Source organism: Microbacterium sufflavum (genome assembly GCF_023101165.1).
Taxonomy (GTDB): domain Bacteria; phylum Actinomycetota; class Actinomycetes; order Actinomycetales; family Microbacteriaceae; genus Microbacterium; species Microbacterium sufflavum.
The window spans coordinates 3,461,708-3,483,446 of the sequence record NZ_CP078076.1 but is presented as its reverse complement, the minus strand read 5'-3'; the positions used below and the strand labels follow the sequence as shown (position 1 = coordinate 3,483,446).

Annotated in this window: 19 protein-coding genes and 1 tRNA gene; 14 read left to right on the top strand and 6 right to left on the bottom strand. The window is 70.6% G+C overall.

Translation table 11 applies throughout. From position 1 onward, the window contains the following. Nucleotides 1-167: 167 nt before the first annotated feature. The 3 genes from mmsA to KV394_RS16910 are packed head-to-tail and all read left to right on the top strand — an operon-like array spanning nt 168 to nt 4,329. Nucleotides 168-1,781, top strand: a complete 1,614-nt coding sequence (gene mmsA / locus KV394_RS16920; protein ID WP_407665449.1) for a multiple monosaccharide ABC transporter ATP-binding protein — start codon at nt 168-170, stop codon at nt 1,779-1,781. Then, nucleotides 1,778-3,151 carry a multiple monosaccharide ABC transporter permease gene (mmsB, locus tag KV394_RS16915; RefSeq protein WP_136028597.1) on the top strand — a complete coding sequence of 458 codons (1,374 nt, stop codon included), beginning with the start codon at nt 1,778-1,780 and terminating at the stop codon, nt 3,149-3,151. The genes mmsA and mmsB overlap by 4 nt, the downstream gene beginning before the upstream one ends. 59 nt (nt 3,152-3,210) lie before the next feature. Continuing rightward, the gene (locus KV394_RS16910; protein ID WP_136045801.1) at nt 3,211-4,329 is read left to right on the top strand and encodes a substrate-binding domain-containing protein; all 1,119 of its coding nucleotides are present in this window, start codon (nt 3,211-3,213) and stop codon (nt 4,327-4,329) included. A 152-nt stretch (nt 4,330-4,481) separates the two neighbouring features. Here KV394_RS16910 and KV394_RS16905 read toward each other — a convergent pair whose 3' ends face one another. Together KV394_RS16905 and KV394_RS16900 are read right to left on the bottom strand one after the other, a co-directional pair. Then, nucleotides 4,482-5,753, bottom strand: a complete 1,272-nt coding sequence (locus tag KV394_RS16905) for an MFS transporter (RefSeq protein ID WP_247981956.1) — start codon at nt 5,751-5,753, stop codon at nt 4,482-4,484. Between the two features lie 304 nt (nt 5,754-6,057). Next, entirely contained in the window at nt 6,058-7,434 is a 1,377-nt protein-coding gene (locus KV394_RS16900) for an HNH endonuclease signature motif containing protein (RefSeq protein WP_247981955.1), read from the bottom strand. Between the two features lie 102 nt (nt 7,435-7,536). Between KV394_RS16900 and KV394_RS16895 the strand changes: the two genes are divergently transcribed. The 6 genes from KV394_RS16895 (at nt 7,537) to KV394_RS16870 (ending at nt 14,788) form a co-directional block, all read left to right on the top strand. Then, complete coding sequence (locus tag KV394_RS16895; RefSeq protein WP_206253086.1) at nt 7,537-8,277, top strand: alpha/beta fold hydrolase; 741 nt, start codon at nt 7,537-7,539, stop codon at nt 8,275-8,277. A gap of 45 nt (nt 8,278-8,322) precedes the next feature. Then, nucleotides 8,323-10,146, top strand: a complete 1,824-nt coding sequence (locus KV394_RS16890; RefSeq protein WP_247981954.1) for an ABC-F family ATP-binding cassette domain-containing protein — start codon at nt 8,323-8,325, stop codon at nt 10,144-10,146. 41 nt (nt 10,147-10,187) lie between these two features. Then, on the top strand, nt 10,188-11,954 hold the full coding sequence (locus KV394_RS16885; RefSeq protein WP_136036320.1) for a Na+/H+ antiporter: 1,767 nt from the start codon (nt 10,188-10,190) through the stop codon (nt 11,952-11,954). Nucleotides 11,955-12,079: 125 nt separating this feature from the next. After that, the gene (locus KV394_RS16880; protein ID WP_136030435.1) at nt 12,080-12,982 is read left to right on the top strand and encodes a MetQ/NlpA family ABC transporter substrate-binding protein; all 903 of its coding nucleotides are present in this window, start codon (nt 12,080-12,082) and stop codon (nt 12,980-12,982) included. 103 nt (nt 12,983-13,085) lie between these two features. After that, complete coding sequence (locus KV394_RS16875; protein ID WP_136030433.1) at nt 13,086-14,129, top strand: methionine ABC transporter ATP-binding protein; 1,044 nt, start codon at nt 13,086-13,088, stop codon at nt 14,127-14,129. Beyond that, nucleotides 14,129-14,788 carry a methionine ABC transporter permease gene (locus tag KV394_RS16870; protein WP_247981953.1) on the top strand — a complete coding sequence of 220 codons (660 nt, stop codon included), beginning with the start codon at nt 14,129-14,131 and terminating at the stop codon, nt 14,786-14,788. Before KV394_RS16875 ends, KV394_RS16870 begins: the two co-directional genes overlap by 1 nt. Before the next feature lie 18 nt (nt 14,789-14,806). Here KV394_RS16870 and KV394_RS16865 read toward each other — a convergent pair whose 3' ends face one another. The 4 genes from KV394_RS16865 to KV394_RS16850 form a co-directional block, all read right to left on the bottom strand. Beyond that, nucleotides 14,807-15,730 carry a pseudouridine synthase gene (locus tag KV394_RS16865; protein ID WP_247981952.1) on the bottom strand — a complete coding sequence of 308 codons (924 nt, stop codon included), beginning with the start codon at nt 15,728-15,730 and terminating at the stop codon, nt 14,807-14,809. Between the two features lie 65 nt (nt 15,731-15,795). Next, nucleotides 15,796-16,545 carry an SDR family oxidoreductase gene (locus tag KV394_RS16860; protein ID WP_247981951.1) on the bottom strand — a complete coding sequence of 250 codons (750 nt, stop codon included), beginning with the start codon at nt 16,543-16,545 and terminating at the stop codon, nt 15,796-15,798. A gap of 73 nt (nt 16,546-16,618) precedes the next feature. Then, on the bottom strand, nt 16,619-17,113 hold the full coding sequence (locus KV394_RS16855; RefSeq protein ID WP_247981950.1) for a MarR family winged helix-turn-helix transcriptional regulator: 495 nt from the start codon (nt 17,111-17,113) through the stop codon (nt 16,619-16,621). Beyond that, complete coding sequence (locus tag KV394_RS16850) at nt 17,110-17,622, bottom strand: GNAT family N-acetyltransferase (protein ID WP_247981949.1); 513 nt, start codon at nt 17,620-17,622, stop codon at nt 17,110-17,112. The genes KV394_RS16855 and KV394_RS16850 overlap by 4 nt, the downstream gene beginning before the upstream one ends. A 114-nt stretch (nt 17,623-17,736) precedes the next feature. Here KV394_RS16850 and KV394_RS16845 point away from each other — a divergent pair. The 5 genes from KV394_RS16845 (at nt 17,737) to KV394_RS16825 (ending at nt 21,728) form a co-directional block, all read left to right on the top strand. Then, nucleotides 17,737-17,808 (top strand) — tRNA-Gln (locus tag KV394_RS16845). A gap of 1 nt (nt 17,809) precedes the next feature. Further along, nucleotides 17,810-19,240 (top strand): bifunctional UDP-N-acetylglucosamine diphosphorylase/glucosamine-1-phosphate N-acetyltransferase GlmU, encoded by a 1,431-nt coding sequence (glmU, locus tag KV394_RS16840; RefSeq protein ID WP_136045702.1) that lies wholly within the window; start codon nt 17,810-17,812, stop codon nt 19,238-19,240. Between the two features lie 7 nt (nt 19,241-19,247). Continuing rightward, the gene (locus KV394_RS16835) at nt 19,248-20,282 is read left to right on the top strand and encodes a ribose-phosphate diphosphokinase (RefSeq protein ID WP_136030418.1); all 1,035 of its coding nucleotides are present in this window, start codon (nt 19,248-19,250) and stop codon (nt 20,280-20,282) included. 81 nt (nt 20,283-20,363) lie between these two features. Further along, nucleotides 20,364-20,834 (top strand): FMN-binding protein, encoded by a 471-nt coding sequence (locus KV394_RS16830; RefSeq protein WP_247981948.1) that lies wholly within the window; start codon nt 20,364-20,366, stop codon nt 20,832-20,834. 15 nt (nt 20,835-20,849) lie between these two features. Next, complete coding sequence (locus KV394_RS16825) at nt 20,850-21,728, top strand: FAD:protein FMN transferase (RefSeq protein WP_247981947.1); 879 nt, start codon at nt 20,850-20,852, stop codon at nt 21,726-21,728. The last annotated feature ends 11 nt before the right edge of the window (nt 21,729-21,739 follow it).

Here is a 21,739-nt window from a genome sequence, read left to right as displayed (position 1 = left end):
GAGCGTTCGAATCCCGCGGGCCGCGCCCCTCCACTGATCGAATCCTTTCGATCCGCCGCGCAGCCGGGATGCCCGTGTTCCTGCGGATCGCGGGGAGGTCACGGTCGCGACACGGAATGCCCGCGCCGACTTGACACCGCTCCCGCGGGAGACGACGATGTATCGATGTGAACGGTCACATCGAAGGTGACCGCACGTCGCGAGGAAGATCCGTGAGCACCACTGCAACGTTGCCGACCGTGTCAGGCCCGATCCTGGAGATGCGCAGCATCACCAAGGAGTTCCCGGGGGTCAAGGCGCTCGCCGACGTCTCGATCACCGTCCGCGCCGGCGAGATCCACGCGATCTGCGGCGAGAACGGCGCCGGGAAGTCGACGCTGATGAAGGTCCTCTCCGGGGTGTACCCGTACGGCAGCTACGACGGGGAGATCCTGCTGTACGGCGAGGAGCAGCGCTTCAAGGACATCGCCGCGAGCGAGCAGGCGGGCATCGTCATCATCCACCAGGAGCTGGCGCTCATCCCCGAGCTGTCCGTCACCGAGAACATCTTCCTCGGCAATGAGATCCGCCGCTTCGGCCGCATCGACTGGCAGGCGCAGAAGGAGCGCACGATCGAGCTGCTCGCCCGCGTCGGGCTGAGCGAAGACCCCGACGTGCCGATCAAGACCCTCGGCGTCGGCAAGCAGCAGCTCATCGAGATCGCCAAGGCCCTCAACAAGGACGTCAAGCTCCTGATCCTCGACGAGCCGACTGCGGCCCTGAACGAGAACGACTCCCAGCACCTGCTCGACCTGATCCTGGGGCTCAAGGCCAAGGGCATCGCGTCGATCATGATCAGCCACAAGCTCAACGAGATCGAGCAGATCGCCGACGAGATCACGATCATCCGCGACGGCCGCACGGTCGAGACGCTCGACATCTCCCGCGGCGAGATCAACGAGGACCGCATCATCCGCGGCATGGTCGGCCGGTCGCTGGAGAGCCGCTACCCCGACCGCACGCCCGAGATCGGCGAGGTGTTCTTCGAGGTCAGGGACTGGTGGGTGCAGCACCCGACGGTGCCGGAGCGCATGGTCGTGAAGGGGTCGAACCTGAACGTGCGCCGCGGGGAGGTCGTCGGCATCGCCGGGCTCATGGGAGCCGGGCGCACCGAGCTCGCCATGAGCATCTTCGGCCGCTCCTACGGCACGTTCCTCTCCGGCACGCTCGTGAAGGACGGGCAGGAGATCGAGCTGCCCGATGTCGCCGCGGCCATCAAGCACGGCCTCGCCTACGTGAGCGAGGACCGCAAGGTGCTGGGACTCAACCTGCTCGACACCATCAAGCGGTCGATCGTGGCGGCGAAGCTGTCGAAGATCGCCCACAACGGGGTGGTCGACGCGCGCGAGGAGTTCGCGGTCGCCGAACGCTACCGCAAGGCGCTGCGCATCAAGACTCCGTCGGTGGAGGAGGGCGTCGGCAAGCTCTCGGGCGGCAACCAGCAGAAGGTCGTCCTCGCGAAGTGGATGTTCACCGACCCCGACCTGCTGATCCTCGACGAGCCGACCCGCGGCATCGACGTCGGCGCGAAGTACGAGATCTACGCGATCATCAACGAGCTCGCCGCCCAGGGCAAAGGCGTGATCGTGATCTCCAGCGAGCTGCCCGAGCTTCTCGGCATCTCCGACCGCATCTACACCGTGTTCGAAGGCCGGGTCACCGACTGCATCCCGGCCGACCAGGCGACCCCCGAGGACCTCATGCGCAGCATGACCTCCGCGACCCAGAAAGCATCCGCATGACCACCGACTCGACCACCGCGAAGCGCGGCTTCCACTTCAAGGACATCACGAAGATGTTCGGCGGCGGCGGCACCTCCACGCTGCGCCAGTTCGGCATCCTCGGCAGCCTCGTCGTCATCCTCGTCGTCTTCCAGGTGCTGACGTGGATCGTGAAGGGCACCGGGCTCACGCTGTCGTCCGGGAACCTCATCAACGTCGTCAACCAGTACTCGTACATCCTGATCCTGGCGATCGGCATGGTGATGGTCATCATCATGGGGCACATCGACCTCTCGGTCGGTTCGGTCGCCGCGTTCACGGGCATCGTGGTGGCCAAGGCGATGCAGGACTGGAACCTCCCCTGGCCGCTCGGCATCCTGCTGGGACTGGGGGTCGGTGTGCTCGTGGGAGCCTGGCAGGGCTTCTGGGTCGCCTATGTGGGAGTGCCGGCGTTCATCGTGACCCTGGCCGGCATGCTGTTCTTCCGCGGGGCGAACCAGTGGGTCGGCGACTCGCAGTCGGTGCCCGTTCCCGAGGGCTTCAAGATCATCGGCGCGGGGTACCTGCCGGAGATCGCACTGCCGCTGCCGTTCAACATCCCGACCATGCTGCTGGCGCTCGCCGGTGTGGCGTGGATCGTGTTCTGGGAGATCCGTACGCGTCGCGTGCAGCGCAAGATGGGCTCCGACATGGCGCCGCTGTGGGTCAGCGTCACCAAGGTCGTGCTGATCTCGGCGGTCATCCTCATCGCGGGCTGGCTGTTCGCCACCGGCCGTGAGGGCACCAGCTTCCCGATCTCGGGCGTCATCCTGCTCGCCCTGGTCATCCTGTACTCGTTCATCACGAACAACACCGTGTTCGGCCGGCACATCTACGCGGTCGGCGGCAACCGGCAGGCGGCGCGCCTGTCGGGCGTGAAGGACCGCTGGGTCGACTTCTTCGTCATGATGAACATGTCGGTCCTGGCCTCGCTCGCCGGCATGATCTACGTCGCGAGGGCGACCGCGTCCGGTCCCCAGGACGGCAACGGCTGGGAGCTCGACGCGATCGCCTCGGTCTTCATCGGCGGTGCGGCCGTCTCGGGCGGCATCGGCACCGTGATCGGGTCGATCATCGGTGGTCTCGTGATGGCGTTCCTCAACAACGGCCTCGCCCTGCTCGGCGCCGGCGCCGACGTCGTGTCGATGATCAAGGGCCTCGTGCTGCTGTTCGCGGTCGGCATCGACGTGTGGAACAAGCAGCAGGGACGCCCCTCGATCACCGGCTTCCTCACGCGCCGCTTCGGCCGCAAGCAGGACCCGGCCACCGACACCTTCGACCCGACGAAGACGAATTACCCCACCAGCCAGAAGTACGAAGCCCCCGCCGTCGAGGAGACGCGCGGAAAGTAAGGGCCGCGTCGCGCAGCGCACGCGCGACGAGACCTGCACACACCAGAGAAAGAGATCACATGAAGAAGATTCTTCTGTCGGCGACAGCGCTTGTCGTCGCGGGCGCATTCGCCCTCACCGGCTGCTCCTCAGAGCGCGGCGGTGACACGGGATCGGGTTCCGGCGACGAGGCCACGAAGGGCTTCGCCGCCGACGCCACGATCGGTGTCGCCCTCCCGGACAAGACCTCGGAGAACTGGGTCCTGGCCGGCCAGCTGTTCACCGATGGCCTGGAGAAGGCCGGGTTCAAGGCCGACGTGCAGTACGCGCCGGCCAGCAACACGGTCGCCGAGCAGCAGAACCAGATCCAGGCGATGGTCACCGGCGGTGCCAAGGTCATCATCATCGGCGCGAAGGACGGCAAGCAGCTCACCACCCAGGTCGAGGCCGCGCGCGACGCCGGTGTCGCCGTCATCGCGTACGACCGCCTGATCGAGAACACCGACGCGGTGGACTACTACGTCGCGTTCGACAACTTCGAGGTCGGCAAGCTCCAGGGCCAGGCGCTCCTCGACGGTCTCGCCGAGCGCGCGGGCCACGAGGCGCCGTACAACATCGAGCTGTTCTCGGGTTCGCCGGACGACGCCAACTCCGCCGTGTTCTTCAACGGCGCGATGGAGGTGCTGCAGCCGAAGATCGACGACGGCACGCTGAACGTCGTCTCCGGTCAGACCGAGATCTCCCAGACCGCGACCGAGGGATGGAAGCCGGAGAACGCCCAGCGCCGCATGGACTCGATCCTCACCTCGACGTACGGCTCGGAGACGCTCGACGGCGTCCTGTCCCCGAACGACACGCTCGCGCGCGCCATCATCACCTCGGTGCAGGGTGCCGGCAAGCCCGTCCCGGTCGTGACCGGTCAGGACTCCGAGGTCGAGTCGGTGAAGTCGATCATGGAGGGCGTCCAGTACTCCACGATCAACAAGGACACCACGCTGCTCGTGGAGCAGGCCATCAAGATGGTCGGCCAGCTGCAGAAGGGCGACGAGGTCGACGTCAACGACACCGACCAGTACGACAACGGCAAGAAGGTCGTTCCGGCCTACCTGCTCCCGCCGGTCATCGTCACCAAGGAGAACGCGGCCGAGGCGTACGCCAACGTGCCGAGCCTCCTCGAGATCGTGAAGTCGTACCAGTAACACGATTCGCACAGCGCACGAGCCGTCCGTCCCATCAGGGGCGGGCGGCTCGTCCGCGTGAGGGCCCGTGCCTGTCCGGCGCCCGCGTCACGGGGCTGTGTCGTTCGCGGCGCCCGTGACGCCAGCGCACCGGCGCCGATCACGAGGTCGCGTCACGAGGTGCGCGTCATGGAGGCGCGGGTGAGGAGCAGGAGGGTGAGGGCGATCCCGGTGAGGGCGACCGCGACCCAGACCGGTCCGAGAGGTCCGGTGCCGGTCGCCAGTGCCGCGGCTCCGAGCACGGGGCCCGCGGCCGCTCCGACGTTCAGGGCTGTGGTCGCGGCGGAGCCGGCCATGGTCGGTGCCCCGGTCGCGGCGTACAGCACCCGTGTGACCAGGGTGCTGCCCACCCCGAACGACAGCACCCCCAGCACGAGCACGCCGGCGAGCAGAGCCGCGGGGTGGGTCGCGAGGAGCGCGAACGACGTCCAGCCGGCGAGCAGCAGCGGTCCGCCGATGCCGACCACCAGCCCGGGGTGCCGGTCGGAGAGTCGCCCAGCGACGGTCACACCGACGAACGACCCGACGCCGAAGAGCACCAGGGCGATCGCCACCCATCCCTCGGCCAGGTGCGCGGTCTCGGTCACGATCGGCGCGAGGAACGTGAAGGCGGCGAACGTGCCGCCGTTGATCAGCGCTGCGAGCGCCAGAGCGATGGCGACCGGTCGGGTGCCGAAGACGCGCAGCTCGGCACGCAGGGTCGGCGTGGCCGTGGCCGTGGGTGTGGGTGTGGGTGTGGGTGTGGGTGTGGGTGTGGGTGTGGGTGTGGGTGTGGGCGTGGCCGCGGGCGCGGGCGCGGGTGTGGGTAGGGGTGCGGACTCTGGCCGGAATGGAGCGATCACGCGCGCGGGGACGCCGCGGACGATCCCAAGGAGGGCGGGCACGCAGAGCAGCGCGACCGCCCAGAAGGTGGCGCGCCACCCCCAGACCGCGCCCAGCACGGCGCCCGCGGGAACGCCCGCGACCGTGGCGACGGTGGTGCCCGCCAGGAGCACTGAGATGGCGCGCCCGGTCTGGCCGGGCGGTACCAGCGACGTCGCGGTGCGCAGGGCGACGGCGAGGAAGCCGGCGTTGGCGATCGCGCTCGCCGCCCGCGTGAGGAGCAGGACCTCGAACGACGTGGTGAGGGCGCCGAGCACGTGGCACGCGCCGAACGCCAGCAGGCACAGGAGCAGGGTGAGGCGAGGCGGCCATCCGCGCGCGAAGGCCGCCATCACCGGGGCGCCCACGACCATTCCGATCGCGAAGGCGGAGGTGAGCAGTCCCGCGGACCCGACGGGGATGGCGAGATCGTCGGCGATCGCGGGGAGGAGCCCGGCGAGCATGAATTCGGACGTGCCCATGACGAACACCGTCAGGGCGAGGGAGTAGAGGGCAAGAGGCATCGAGGACTCCGAGGTGAGAGAGCAGAAGGGGTCTTCTGGTCACCACGGCCAGCCCGGTGCGACGGGTGCGACGGGTGCGACGGGGGAGCGCCCGCCCCGGGGGCGGATGCGACGAGTCAGCGAGTGTCGGGACTGGCGGTGCGACCGGCAGCCCCCGACCTGTCTGATTCGGGGCTCGACATGCTTCCACTCTAGGGGGAGGCGCACCCGCCGCACCTGCCGCGCTCGCCGCACTCGCCACACTCGCTGCATCCACCGCTCGCCGCACCCGCCGGCATCATCATTGCGCTCGCAGCCTCGCGACTCAGAACGGTGCCGCGCCCATGTCCGCACCCGCGTCCCATGCGCCTCCACCGGTCCCCGCGCCGCGGCCATCCTGCACACCCGCCTCCGCGAACACCACCGATGGCCGAGGCGGCGGGCGGTCGAGGTAGCTCCGTCCGGCCGGACTCGTCCACTCCAGAAGGCCGCCCGGCCGCTGCCGCACCTGCCACGGGGAGTGGTGCTTGAGGGTGTGGTGTCTGCGGCAGAGGGTCGCCAGGTTCCGGTGCTCGGTCTTCCCGCCGTGGGCCGCATCGTGGCTGTGGTCGAGGTCGCTCTTCCGCGCCGCGAGGCCGCATCCGGGGAAACGGCAGTGCTGGTCGCGCGCTCGCAGGTGCCGGCGGAGCTCCTCGCTCGGCCGGTAGCGGTCGACCGCGAGCATCGCGCCGCTGATCGGATGCGTGAGCACCCGGTCCCACCCCGCGGCGCCGCCGGTCAGATGTCGGGCGGTCTCCGCATCGATCGGCGTCTGGCCGTCGAGCTCAGCCGGAGCGCCCACCGCCGTGGGGTGATCGTCACGAAGAAGGGTCAGCACAGGCACCGTCACCTCCACGCGCGCCCGCAGCTCGCCCAGCAGACCGTCCGCCGTGTCGTGGCCGGCCGGGGTGCCAGTCAGCACCAGATTGGAGAGCAGGTCGGCTCGCAGCTGGTCGACCGTGCGGGTGTCGGGTGTGGCAGGGGAGGGCTCGGTCGCGCCCCGCTCCGCGCGCGCGTTCTCCTGCTGTACGGCGTGAGCCATCTGCGACAGCCGGTCGAACATGCCGTGGACGAGTGCCGCCGGTCCGTGCATGCCCAGGTCGGCCATCCCGTCGCCTGCGTCTTTCACCCAGACCCGCCGCTGCTCGCGGGCGTCGCGGTGCCGTTCGGTGACCGTGCGCTCCTGGAAGCGTTCGGCGAGGCGTCGCACGAGCGGCCGCAGCCGGTTGGGCGAGGTGGTCTGCGCGAGGGCTACGGCGTCGTCGGCGAAGGCCGACCGCTCGGAAGCGTCGTGGAGATGCGCGCCCGCGTCGAGGATCGCGCGCGCGTGCGCCGCGCTGATCAGCCCGCGGCCCTGCGCCTCCCACACCGCGGGGAAGCGCTCGACCAGCCAGGACGCCTCGGACATGCGCCGTTCGACCGCGCGATCGCTCGCGCGCTGGGCCGCGCCGATCTCGGCGGCGACCGTGCGGATCGCCAGGTCGCCGTGGTCGGGGTGGCGCCCCTGCCGGGCGATGTCGACCGCGAGGCGCCCGGCCAGGGCCAGCAAGCCGTCGCGGGCGGCCTGCATGCTGCTCAGCGTCTGCTCCGCCGCGACCAGGCCCGCGACCAGCTCGGCGAGCATCGCCCGCTGGGAGTCGGTGGCGTCGAGCAGCGCGGTCATGACTTCACTCCATCACCGACCACCGACATTCGAACAAAGGATCGAACGAGTATGGACGAAAGTCAGGTCACGGAAAGGTAACGGTCGTGGTTTACTGACGCGATGCTTCTCAACGTCGTCGAAGCCGGTTCGGGCGAGCACACGGTCGTGCTCCTCCACGGCATGATGGGCTCCGCCGAGAGCTGGCACCGCGTCGTGCCCGCGCTGACGGAGCGCGGTTTCCGCGTGCTCGCGCTCGATCTCCCCGGTCACGGACTCTCGCCGCGCGACCCGCAGCTCACGATCGAGAGCGCGGCCGACGCGGTCGTCGAGACCCTGGCGTGCCTCCTCGAGCCCCCGTCCGCCACCCCCGGCCCGCCCCTGATCGCCGCGATGGGACACTCCTTCGGTGCCACGGTCCTCGCCGCGGCCGCCCCGCGACTCGAACCGGCGCTCGCCGTCTACGTCGACGCGGCGCTGACCCTGCAGGGCGGTCAGGATCGCGCGGCGCTGGTGTCGCAGTACGAACACGACCGGCGTGCACGCCTGTCGCCGGCCGAGCTGCGCCGCGCGCGTCCGTTCTATTCGGTCGCCGATGCCGAGGCGGAGGCCCGCGCGGCCGAGCGGTTCGATGCCGCGACGGCCGCGTCCGTGTCGTGCGGCTCCGATGGGCACTGGAGCGCCGCACCGGGCTCGATCGTGGTCCGCGCCGACCCCAGCGCGTGGGTCACCGACGAGGACGCGCGCCGGTTCGAGCACGAGGGCGTCCGCGTGCGGAGCATCCCCGGCGCGGCGCACACCGTCTGGTACAGCCACTTCGACGTGTTCACCGCGGCGCTGCCGGAGCTCTTCGGCTCCCGCTGACGACAGGGCGGGCGGCCGGCGATCCGCGACTACCCTGGAGAGGACATGGCACATCTTCTTGGGGCCGAAGCCCTGCACCTCGAATACCCGACCCGCGTCGTCTTCGACTCCGTCACCCTCGGCATCGAGGAGGGGGACCGCATCGGGATCGTCGGCCGCAACGGCGACGGCAAGTCCAGCCTCCTCGGCATGCTCGCCGGCACCAAGGAGCCGGACTCCGGCCGGGTGACCGTGCGCGGCGGCACCCGCATCGGTGTGCTGACCCAGGCGGATACGCTCCCGGACGACCTCACGATCGGCGCGGCCGTGGTCGGCGACGTGCCGGAGCACGAGTGGGCGGGCGACGCCCGGGTGCGCGATGTGATCGACGGGCTGCTGCGGGAGCTCCCGTGGGACGCGCGGATCGGATCGCTCAGCGGCGGCCAGCGGCGGCGTGTGTCGCTCGCCAAGCTCCTGACCGGCGACTGGGACGTGATCGCGCTCGACGAGCCCACCAACCACCTCGACGTCGAGGCCATCACCTGGCTCGCCGGTCATCTGAAGAAGCGCTGGTCCCCGAACGCCGGGGCGCTGCTGGTCGTCACGCACGACCGCTGGTTCCTCGACGAGATCTGCACCGAGACGTGGGAGGTGCACGACCGCATCGTCGAGCCGTTCGAGGGCGGCTACGCGGCGTACATCCTGCAGCGGGTCGAGCGCGACCGCATGGCCGCGGCGACCGAGGCGAAGCGGCAGAACCTCGCCCGCAAGGAGCTCGCGTGGCTGCGCCGCGGCGCCCCCGCGCGCACCAGCAAGCCGAAGTTCCGCATCGACGCGGCCAACGAGCTGATCGCGGACGTGCCGGAGATCCGCGACAAGGTTTCGCTGCAGTCGCTCGCGGTGTCGCGGCTCGGGAAGGACGTGGTCGACCTGCTCGACGTCGGCGTGACCTACCCGACCGAGGACGGCGGCACCAGAACGGTGCTGAAGGACGTGGAGTGGCGCATCGCACCGGGGGAGCGCACCGGCATCCTCGGGGTGAACGGGGCGGGGAAGTCCACGCTGCTCGGGCTGATCTCCGGTGCCGTCGAGCCGACAGAGGGCCGGGTCAAGCGCGGCAAGACCGTGCAGGTGCGCACCCTCACGCAGCGCCTCGACGAGCTCACGCCGCACTGGAACGACCCGGTGCGCGTGGTGATCTCCGGGTTGCGCACCTCCTACACGCTCGGCGCCGGGTCGAAGGCGCAAGACCTCACGCCCGGTCAGCTGCTGGAGCGGCTCGGGTTCTCGTCGGCGCAGCTGTCGACACCGGTCAAAGACCTCTCGGGCGGCCAGCAGCGCCGGTTGCAGCTGCTGCTCGTGCTGCTCGACCAGCCCAACGTGCTGATCCTCGACGAGCCGACCAACGACATGGACACCGACATGCTCGCCGCGATCGAGGACCTCCTCGACTCCTGGTCGGGCACCCTCCTGGTCGTCAGCCACGACCGGTACTTCCTGGAGCGCGTGACCGACCAGCAGTACGCGATCCTCCCGGGGCCCGACGGCGCCGGACGGCTGCGCCACCTCCCCGGCGGCGTGGACGAGTACCTGCGGCTGCGCGAGCGGGTGGAGGCCGAGGGGCCGAAGCCCTCCGCGAGTGCCGCTGCGGCGGCACCGACCGGCCTCGACGGTGCCGCGCTCCGCACGGCGCAGAAAGAGGTCGCGGCGCTCGAACGACGCATCCAGAAGCTCACCGCGCAGGTCGACGCGGCCAAGCACGCGCTCGCCGACCACGACCAGTCCGACTACGCCGGACTGGGGGAGCGGATGAAGGAGATCTCGGCGCAGGAGGCCGAGATCGAGGAGCTCGAGCTGCGCTGGTTCGAACTCACCGAACAGATCGGCTGAGACCAGGAATATCCTTCTCCCCATAGCGTTGGGAGGTAGGGATGGAAGGCCTTGAAGTCACCGTCCTGCTCGGACTCACGATCCTCGTCGGAACCCTGATCGCCCCGCGCGTGCGTCTCGCGCTCCCGCTCGTCCTCGTCCTGCTCGGACTGCTGCTCGGTTTCGTGCCGGAGCTGCGCGAGGTGCAGCTGCCGCCGGAGACCGTGCTGCTGCTGTTCCTGCCCGTGATCCTGTTCTGGGAGAGCCTCACCACGTCGCTGCGCTCGATCCGCCGCGACTTCCGCTACATCCTGCCGATGAGCACCCTGCTCGTGGTGGCCTCGGCGTTCGCGGTCGCGGGCATCGGCGTGCTGTTCGGGATGCCGTGGGAGGTCGCGCTCATCCTGGGCGCCGCCGTCGCCCCGCCCGATGCCACCGCGGTTGCCGCGCTCGGACGTCTGCTGCCGCGACGCATGTTCATGAAGCTGAAGGCGGAGAGCCTCACGAACGACGGCACCGCGCTCGTCCTGTATGCGATCGCGGTGTCGCTCGCGCTCGGCGGCCAGGTCACGCCGCTCTCCGTCACGTGGGACGTGCTGGTGTCGTACGTCGGCGGGGTCGCGGCGGGCGTCGCGGTCGCCGCGATCGCGTACCTGCTGCTGCGTCGCATGTCGTCGACCATCGTCATCAACGTGACGCTGCTGCTCGTGCCGTTCTCGGCGTTCCTGGTCGCCGAGATGGTGCACGCCTCGGGGGTGCTGGCCGTGGTCGTGGCCGGACTCATCGTGGCCTGGGTGTCGCCGCGCGTGACGACTGCGGCGTCGCGGCGCCAGGCGGACGCGGCGTGGCCCTTCGGCGTGTTCCTCCTCAACGGCGCGCTGTTCGTGCTCATCGGGCTCGAGGTGCAGTACGTGGTGCACGAGGTGCCGCCGTCGGTGATCGGGCGACTGGTGCTGATCACGCTCGCGGTGTGGGCCACGCTGCTGGTCGTGCGCTACCTGTTCCAGCTGCTCAACGTGCTGTTCCAGGGCAGGCCGTCCGCCCGCCCGGCCCCTGGCTCGCGCTCCCGTGCCCGCCTCGTGTCCACCGTCGCGGGGATGCGCGGAGCCGTGTCGCTCGCGATCGCCCTGTCGGTGCCCACGACCGTGACCGAGGGCGGCGCGATCGCCGGCCGCGACGAGATCGTGCTCGTGACGGCCGGGGTGATCCTGCTCAGTCTGCTCGCGCAGGCCCCCATGCTGCCCGCCCTGGTGCGCTGGGCGCGGTTCCCGGTCGACCACGCGGAGGCCGAGGAGTTCGAGCTCGCGGAGCGCGCGATCTCCGGCGCCGCTCTGGCCGCGCTGGACGACCTGGCCGCCGAGCACGGCGTCGGCGCGGAGGTGCGCGATCACGTGCGGGCCGAGGGGTATCGCAACCTGGAGTTCGCGAACGCCCGGACCCTGGCGCGGGAGCAGGCCCTGATCGACGCGGAGGCCGAGGCGCTGGACGACATGCTCGGCGAGCCCGACCCCCTGGGCATCGGCGGGGAGGAGGGCACCGGGGAGCCGGAACCCGACGGCGGCGTCGGCGGCGCGGTCGACCCCGAGTCGAGCGACGGCACGGTGCTGCAGATGATCGCGACCTCGGCCGACGTCGACCTGGCCCAGCGCTCTCCGCTCATCCGGCACGAGGAGCACACGCGACTCAAGCTCGCGCTGCTCGACCGCAAGCGCGAGGTGCTGCTCGGGCTGCGCAGCGCCGGGACCGTGGACGACCTGGTGGTGCGGCGCATCTCGGCCCGGCTCGACCTCGAACAGGTGCGTCTGCAGGGCATCGAGGAGTTCGACTGACCCTCACCCGGTGGTCCGCCCCGGGCGCCGCCGGGACCTGTGACGCCGTGTGACGGCGCGATTCCGCCGCCTGCGCCCGACCTGCCTAACGTAGTCGGGTCCCGCCAGGAAGGAACCCCCTCATCATGTCCCGCCGCACCACCACCGTCCTCGCCGCGCTCGCCGCGGTCCCGCTGTTCGTCGCGCTCTCCGGATGCGCGACGGCCTCCTCCGACGCCGGTTCCGGCGACGCGGGGAACGAGACCGTCAAGATCGGGGTCGTCGGCAAGGGCGACGCGCAGTGGCCCGCCTTCGTCGAGGCTGCCGCCGACGAGGGCATCACGGTCGAGCTGGTCGACTTCGGCTCCTACGAGCAGCCGAACCCCGCGCTGAGCGAGGGCGAGATCGACCTCAACCAGTTCCAGCACATCGTGTACCTCGCCGAGTACAACAACGCCTCGGGCTCCGACCTCACGCCGATCGGCTCCACCGCGATCTACCCGCTCGGCCTGTACTCGAAGAAGTACGACGACGTGGACGACATCCCCAAGGGCGAGACCGTCGCCGTGCCGGACGACGCGTCGAACCAGGCCCGCGCGCTGAACGTGCTGCAGCAGGCCGGCCTCGTCGAGCTGAAGAGCGGCGGCACGCCCTACTCCGACCTCGCCGACGTCGACACCGAGAAGTCGAAGGTGCAGGTGAAGGCGCTGGAGGCGGCGCTCATCCCCACCTCGCTGCCCGATGTCGCCGCTGCGATCATCAACAACGACTTCGTGGAGGACGCCGGGCTCACGTTCGACGACGCGATCGCGCAGGACGACCCCGAGGACCCGAGCGCCCTGCCGTACGTGAACATCTTCGCGGCCCGCGCGGAGGATGCCGACAACGAGACCTACAACAAGCTGGTCGAGATCTTCCAGACGAACGAGGACGTGCAGGCGGGACTCCTCGAGTCCTCCGGTGGCACGGCGGTGGCGCTGCAGACGCCGGTGAAGGACCTCGTGGCCTCGCTGGAGAAGGTCCAGAAGGACGCCGACGCGAAGAAGTGACGCAGTGGGGGTGCGGGGCACCCCCACCCCATGAGGGAGAATCGGGTGGCGCCTCTCGCGTCGCCCGATTCTCCGTTTCCCGAGACCCAGACCGGAGCAGCACATGCCGATCGTCTCCCTGACGAACGTGTCCAAGACCTACCCCTCCCGCAGTCACGGTGAACCGGAGGTCGTCGCCGTCGACGACGTGACCCTCGACATCGACCAGGGCGATGTGTACGGCATCATCGGCTACTCCGGCGCCGGCAAGTCGACGCTGGTGCGCCTGATCAACGCCCTGGAGCCGGCGACGAGCGGCACCATCACGGTCGACGGCGTCGATCTCACCACGCTCGGCGAACGCGAACTGCGCCGCGTGCGCGGCGGCATCGGCATGATCTTCCAGCAGTTCAACCTGTTCTCCTCGCGCACCGTGCGGTCGAACGTGGCCTACCCGCTGACGCTGGCCGGCTGGTCGAAGCCCGACATCGAGGCGCGGGTGACCGAGCTGCTGTCGTTCGTGGGGCTGTCCGACAAGGCGAAGGCCTACCCCGAGCAGCTGTCCGGCGGCCAGAAGCAGCGCGTCGGCATCGCCCGGGCCCTGGCCACCAAGCCCGCGATCCTGCTCGCCGACGAGGCCACCAGCGCCCTCGACCCGCAGACCACGCACGAGGTCCTCGACCTGCTCAAGCGGGTCAACGAGGAGCAGGGCGTCACCATCGTGGTCATCACCCACGAGATGGACGTCATCCAGACGATCGCGACCAAGGTCGCCGTGATGGAGAACGGTCGCGTGATCGAGCGCGGCGACGTGTTCGACGTGTTCTCGGCGCCGCAGAACCCGGCGTCGCAGCGCTTCGTCGGCACGGTCGTGAAGGGCGTGCCGTCGCCGTCCGAGCTCGCCGTGCTGCGCGAGCGGCATCGCGGGCGCCTCGTCACGTTCTCGTTCCGCGACGGCGACTCGTCGCAGGCGCAGGTGTTCCTCGACCTCGCGGCCGCCGGACTCGACTTCGAGCTCGTGTACGGCGGCATCAACGACATCCGGGGCAGGGCGTTCGGGCACCTGACGCTCGCGATCCGCGGCGACTCCTCCGCGATCGACAGGGCGCTCACCACGATCGGTGAGCGCGTGGACGTGACCGTGATCGCCGCAGAGGAGGCCCGCTGATGGATCGTCTGAACGAACTGTGGCCCGAGTTCTGGTCGGCCGCACTGGAGACGCTGTACATGGCGTCGTTCGCGCTCGTGCTCGGCGGGATCCTCGGTCTTGCGATCGGCATCATCCTCTACATCACGCGCCCCGGTGGACTCCTGCAGAACCGGGTCGTCTCGGTGCTCGTCAACCTGGGGGTCAACTTCTTCCGACCCATCCCGTTCGTGATCTTCATGGCCGTCGCGCAGCCGTTCGCACGGCTCGTGGTGGGGTCGGGCATCGGCACCACGGCGGGCGCGTTCATCATCGGGCTCGCGGCGGCGTTCGCGATCGGCCGCATCGTGGAGCAGCACCTCGTGTCGGTGTCGCCCGGCGTGATCGAGGCGGCGCGGGCGATGGGGGCGGGGCCGTGGCGCATCCTGTTCACGGTCGCGATCCCGGAGTCCCTCGGACCGCTGATCCTCGGCTACACGTTCATCGTGGTCGCGCTCATCGACATGACCGCGATGGCCGGTCTGATCGGCGGCGGCGGCCTGGGTGCGTTCGCGCAGATCTACGGTTTCCGGCAGTTCGAGCCGATCGTGATGTGGGCCGCCATCATCCTTATCGTGGTGTTCGTGCACCTGGTGCAGTTGCTGGGAGCGCGGCTCGCCCGGAGGATCATGCGACGCTGACCCCCGGTGGGGCGCGGGTCAGCGTGCCGGGGCGTCCTGCAGGCTCCGGCGGGTGGTGAACACGCGCTCCTCACCGGTGAGCGGGTCGAGGAACCGCAGTTCCCGCGCCAGGAGCTGCAGGGGCCGGGAGAAGTCGTCGGGCTGCTCGGGCAGCAGCTCCGGGTAGAAGCCGTCGTGCAGGATGCCCAGTCCGAGCGCGGCCAGGTGCACGCGCAACTGGTGCATCTTGCCGCTGTGCGGGCGCAGCAGGGTGTGCACCACGCGGTCGTCGGCGTCGATCACGTCGATGAGCGTCTCCGAGTTGGGCTCCCGGGTGTCGTCGACCTGCACGCGCACCTCTCCGCGGTGCTTCTCGATGTGGGTGCGGTACACCAGCGGGAAGCGGGAGGGATCCCAGCCGGCGGGCCGGGCCGATACGGCCTCGTACACCTTCTCGACCCGTCGATCCTCGAACAGCAGCTGGTAGGCGCCGCGGGTGGCGGGGCGGACGGAGAACATCAGTAGCCCGGCGGTCGCGCGGTCGAGGCGGTGGATCGGCGTGAGCTCCGGGTTGCCGAGCCGGTTGCGCAGCCGCACGAGAGCGGAGTTCTGCAGGTACTTCCCGCCCGGGGTGGTGGGCAGGAAGTGCGGCTTGTCGATCACGACGAGGTGGTCGTCCTCGTGCAGGATCTCCTCGGTGAAGGGGATCTCCTTCTCGACGGGCGGCTCCCGGTAGTACCAGACGAACTCCTCGGCGCCCAGCGGCGTCTCCCGCCTGAGCGGTCGTCCGTCGCGGGCGACGATCTCGCCGCGGTCGAACCGCACGAGCAGCCGCTCGGGGTCGAGGTGGAAGAACCGCTCGACCATGTAGTCCGCGATCGTCGGCCAATCCCCGGTCAGCGGAACGTGCAACCGCGTGGCGCCGACGCCGTCGCGCACGGGGAGCGGGGAGGGCATGCCCATTGTTCGGCCTTCGGCAGGAGGGGCGGGACCCCTCCACCCTAGGCGACGGCGCCGGTCGGCTCGGCTCAGTCCGCCCCGGCGGCGATCCAGTCGTCGAACGTGGTGGGGGCGAGCCGGGCTCCCTCGGCGGGGAGCAGCACCTCGCCCGCGAACTCGACGCCCAGAGCCGCACCGCGCCACGAGGCGCGCAGCGGAAGCTCTCGTCCGCGGGCGGCGAAGGTGCGCCTGGCCATGTCGACGGCGTCTTCGGTGCGGGGCCCGGCGATGTCGAAGGATCCGCCCAGCGCGGGGGCAGCGGCCGTCTCGACGAGGGCGACCGCCACGTCCGCCGGGGCGATCGGCTGCAGCAGCAGCGGGGGGACGACGCCCTCGCCGTCGACGATCGACCACTCGGCGATCATGGCGGGGAAGTCGTGGAACTGCGTCGCGCGCACGATCGTGAAGGGCACGGCGCCGCGGGCGACATCGCGCTCCTGGGCCCGCTTGCCGAAGTAGTGCGGGTTGCCCTGCACCCGATCGAGCGCCGCGATCGACAGGGCCACGTGGTGGGCGACCCCGGCGGCGGCTCCGGCGACCAGGAGGGTGCGCGTCACCGTCGCGAACACGCGCTCGGCCTCTGCGACGTCGGACACCGGGGGATTGGTCGCGTCGATCACGGCCTCGACCCCGTCGAGCCTCGCCGCGAGACCCTCGCCCGTCGTCAGGTCCACCCCTTCGCCGCGGCTGAGGGAGATCGCGTCATGGCCTCGCCGTCGCGCCTCCTCCACCACGAGCCGCCCGATCCGTCCTGTCCCGCCTGCCACTGCGATGCGCATGCCGCTCCTTTGTCGTGATCCGTGGCTATCCTGCCCCGGGCCGCCGACATCCGCCGCGCACGCGTGAGCGGCGTCAGGCGTCGAAGCTCAGGCTGAGCTTGCGCAGCAGACCGGCGAGCCGTTCGCGGTCGCCGCGCGACAGTGCCCTGAGCAGCTCGGCCTCCGCGTCGACCAGCCGGGTGATCGCCGCGTCCACCCGGATGCGCCCGTCGTCGGTGAGCGTCACCAGCACGCTGCGGCCGTCGCCGGGGTCGGCCTCCCTGCGCACCAGCCGCCGCCCGACCAGCCGGTCGATCCGGTTGGTCATGGTGCCGCTGGACACGAGGGTCTGCTGCAGCAGCTGCTTCGGAGAGAGCTGGAAGGGGGCGCCGGCGCGGCGCAGCGCCGACAGCACGTCCCACTCCCACGACTCGAGGTCGCTGCGGCGGAACACCTCGCGGCGGGCGCGGTCGAGGTGACGCGACAGCCGGTCCATCCGCGACAGCACCTCGAGCGGGGAGAAGTCGAGGTCGGGCCGCTGCGTGTTCCACGCGCCGACGATCCGGTCGACCTCATCCGCCTCGCTCATGCGTTCATTATCGCGTGCGCCCCGTCGTCCGCCGACCCGCGGGCGGGCAGCTCCAGAGTCAGGAACACGCTGTGCGGATCCGGCCGGTAGCGGCCGAACGCCGCGCACTCGCGGAAGCCCGCGCGGGTGTACATCGCGACCGCGGGCAGGAAGAAGTCGTCGCGCCCGGTCTCCAGCGACACCCGGCGCACCCCGCGGGCGGTGGCGTCGTCGAGGAGGAACCGCACCAGGGTGCGTCCGATGCCGCGGCCGCGCAGTGCGGGGTCGGTGCGCATCGACTTGAGCTCCTCGTGCCCGTGGTCGACCGTGGCGAGGGCGCCCGTGCCGACGATGCGGTCGTCCAGGGTGGCGGCGAACAGGCGCACGTGCGGTGCGAGGAGTCCGTCGATGGGCAGGGCGTGCTGGCTCTCGGGTGGCGCGGTGCCCTGCATCTCGGCGTGATGCGCGGACACGAACGCCGCGAGGTCCGGCGTGGCGGAGGCGATGCGGGTGATGACGACGTCGCTCATGGCCCCAGCATCGCAGAGCCGTGTTTCGTCGCGATGTCGGCCACCCGGGCGTGCATCGGAACACGAGCGGGGACGTGGCAGACTTGTCGGGCGGTGCCCACGCGGGGGCCGCGGTCCGCCGTGGTGTAATGGCAGCACGACAGCCTTTGGAGCTGTGAGGTCTAGGTTCGAGTCCTGGCGGCGGAGCATGACTGGGAACAATCTCGCCATCGTCGTCCTCGCCGCAGGTCAGGGCACCCGCATGAAGTCGCGGCTGCCCAAGGTGCTGCACCCCATCGGCGGCCGACCGCTCGTCGGGCACGTGCTCACCACGGCGCGTCGGCTGCAGGCCGCGCACATCGAGGTCGTCGTGCGTCACGAGCGCGACCAGGTGGTGGCCGCGCTCGCGGAGGACTACCCCGATGCGGTGTTCGTCGACCAGGACGACGTGCCGGGCACGGGGCGGGCCGTGCAGGTCGCGGTCGATGCGCTGCCCGGCGACTTCGACGGCGATGTGCTCGTGCTCTCGGGCGACTGCCCGCTCGCGGACGCCGAGACGCTCACCGCGTTCCTGGAGGAGCACCGCGCCTCCGGTGCGGCGGCCACCCTCATGACGGCCCTGGTCGACGACCCCACCGGCTACGGCCGGGTGATCCGCGACGCGGACGGCGGTGTCGACCGCATCGTCGAGCAGAAGGACGCGACGGCCGAGGAGGCCGCGGTCACCGAGATCAACGCCGGCATGTACGTGTTCCGTGCCGCGACGCTGCGCACGTACCTGCCGCAGGTGGGCGTCGACAACGCGCAGGGCGAGATGTACCTGACCGATGTGCCCGGGCTGCTGCGCCGCGACGGCGACCGCGTGGCCGCCTCGGTCGTCGACGACGTCGAGGTCACGTTCGGGGTGAACGACCGTGCGCAGCTCGCCGAGGTCGGCCGCCGCTTGAACGCCCGCATCGTGCGCCGCTGGCAGCTCGAGGGCGTCACGGTGATCGATCCGGCGACCACGTGGATCGACGACGACGTCACCCTGGCACCCGACGTGACGCTCCTGCCGAACACGCAGATCCTGCGCGCGACCACCGTCGCCGCGGGCGCCACGATCGGTCCCGACACGACGCTGGTCACCTGCGAGGTGGGGGAGGACGCGGTGGTGCGGCGCACCGACGCCACGCTCGCCGTGATCGGCGCCGAGGCGACCGTCGGGCCCTTCTCCTTCCTCCGTCCCGGCACCGTGCTGGGCGCCAAGGGCAAGATCGGCGCGTACGTCGAGACGAAGAACGCCGAGATCGGCGAGGGCAGCAAGGTGCCGCACCTCTCCTACGTGGGGGATGCGACGATCGGCCGCGGGGTCAACCTGGGCGCGAGCACCATCACCGCCAACTACGACGACGTGAACAAGCACCGCACCGAGATCGGCGACGAGGTCCACACCGGCTCGCACACGGTCCTGGTCGCGCCCGTTAGGCTGGGTGCTGGTGCGAAGACCGGTGCCGGCGCCGTCGTCCGCAAGGACGTCCCCGCCGGTGCCCTGGCCATGAGCGTGGCCCCCCAGCGCAACGTCGAGGGGTGGGTCGAGAAGAACAGAGCAGGCACGGGGGCGGCGGACGCCGCGGCCCGGGAGAACACGGCGGAATAGGCGGAGCATGGCCCGGAAGAAGAAGACGGTCGACCTGGATCGCGACAACGGGGTGGCCCCCGGGATCATCGCGAAGACCAAGAAGCGGCTCGTCGTCGCGGGCGGGCGCTCCCACCCCGAGCTGACAGCGGCCGTCGCCGAGGCCCTGGGCACCGAGATCGCGCCGGTGGAGCACCGCACGTTCGCGTCGGGGGAGATCTACGCCCGCTTCGAGGTTTCGATCCGCGGCGTCGACCTCTTCCTCATCCAGACCTTCGGCGAACCGGTGAACGAGTGGCTCATGGAGACGCTCATCATGATCGACGCCGCCAAGCGCGCGTCGGCCAAGCGCATCACCGTCGTCGCCCCCTACTATCCGTATTCGCGCCAGGACAAGAAGGGCCGCGGCCGTGAGCCGATCAGCGCCCGCCTGGTCGCCGACCTGCTCAAGACGGCCGGCGCCGACCGCGTCATGAGCGTCGACCTGCACGCGGCGCAGATCCAGGGCTTCTTCGACGGCCCGGTCGACCATCTCTTCGCCAAGCCGGTGCTGCTCGACCACTTCGAGCGCACGCTGAGCCCGGAGGACCGCGAGATCCTCACGGTCGTCTCGCCCGACATGGGCCGCGTCCGCGTCGCCGACACGTGGTCGGACAGCCTCGGTGCGCCGCTCGCGATCATCCACAAGCGCCGCGACCCGAAGGTCGCCAACCAGGTGTCGGTGCACGAGATCGTCGGCGCCGTCGAGGGGCGCACGTGCCTTCTGGTCGACGACATGATCGACACCGGTGGCACGATCGTGAAGGCCGCTCAGGCGCTCAAGGCCAACGGCGCGCACCGTGTGATCGTGGCCGCGACCCACGCGATCTTCAGCGACCCCGCCTCGGAGCGGTTGCAGGACGCCTCGATCGATGAGGTCGTCGTGACGGACACGATCCCGCTGTCGGCGTCGCGCCGCTGGGACAACCTCACGATCCTGCCGATCGCCCCCCTGCTGGCCAGGGCGATCCACGAGGTGTTCGAGGACGGCTCCGTGACGAGCATGTTCGGCGGCGACGCCTGACGCATCGGCACAGCACAGCCGGAGCATAGGCGCGGTCCCTACCGTCGAAGGATCGACAGACCCCGACCCACGGAGGCCCCCATGATCCGCACGACCGCACCCACGTCCGTCCGCACCGGTTCCGCTCTTCTCGGGGTCGCCGGCCTGGTCGTGCTCGCGGGGTGCGCGGGCACCCCCGACGCCGCCGACTCGTCGAACGCTTCGACGGCGCCGACGGGTTCGATCTCGTCATCCGGCGGGGGCGACGCCGCGGGCTCCTACAACGACGGCACCTACACCGCCGAGGGGTCGTACCAGACCCCGGAGACGGTCGAGCAGATCTCGGTCACTCTCACGCTCGCGGACGGCGTCGTGACCGACGTCGAGGTGACGGGCGACCCGAAGGCACCCGAGACCGAGCAGTATCAGGGCCAGTTCATCGACGGCATCGCGGACGAGGTCGTGGGCAAGCCCATCGACGAGCTGAACGTGAGCCGCGTCGCGGGGTCGTCGCTCACCAGCGGCGGCTTCAACGACGCGCTCGAGTCGATCAAGGAGCAGGCCGCCTCCTAGGCGCGGGGCCTCGTCATGGCGGGTTGGCGTTTCGAGGCGATCGGCACGCACTGGGAGATCGAGACGTCATCGCCGCTCCCGGAGCCCGTCCGATCCGCCGTGTCGGCGGTGATCGAGAGGTTCGACCGCGCCTGGTCGCGGTTCCGGGCCGACTCGGAGGTCTCGCGTCTCGGGCGCGAGGGCGGGACGCTGGCCTCCGCCGACGCGGCGCCCATGCTCGACGCGTATCGCGCGCTGACCACGGCGACCGACGGGGCCGTCAACCCTCTCGTCGCCGACAGTCTCGCCGCCCTGGGCTACGACCGTGAGTACTCGCTCGTGCCGCGGGACCCGCTCGCCGCGCCCGCGGACTGGACGGAGCGGGTCTCGTGGACCTCGACCGGGGTGACCGCGTCGGCTCCGGCCCTGCTCGACGTCGGCGCGCTCGGCAAGGGTCGCCTGGTGGACCTGGTGATGACGGAACTGGCGGAGGTGCCGGACGACGTCGTGGTCGACGCGGGCGGTGACCTCCGGGTCCGCGGCTCCGGTGAGCGCGTCGCCCTGGAGCATCCGTACGACCCGCGGAAGGCCGTGGGCGTGGTCGAGGTGCGTGACGGCGCGCTGTGCGCCTCGGCCGTGAACCGCCGCGCGTGGGGAGACGGGCTGCATCACGTGCTGGACGCCCGCACCGGGGTGCCCGTGCGCACCTGGGCGGCGACCTGGGCGCTGGCGCCCGACGCGATGATCGCCGACGCCGTGGCCACCGCGCTGTTCTTCGACGGGGGCCCGGCGCTCGCCCTGGCCTGGGGCGTGGAGTGGGTGCGCATGACCACCGATGGGCGCCTGCAGTGGTCGCCGGGCTGTCCGGCCAAGCTGTTCACGGTGGGCGGGCCTGGCCGGGCGGCCGCTGACTAGGGAAGAGTGGA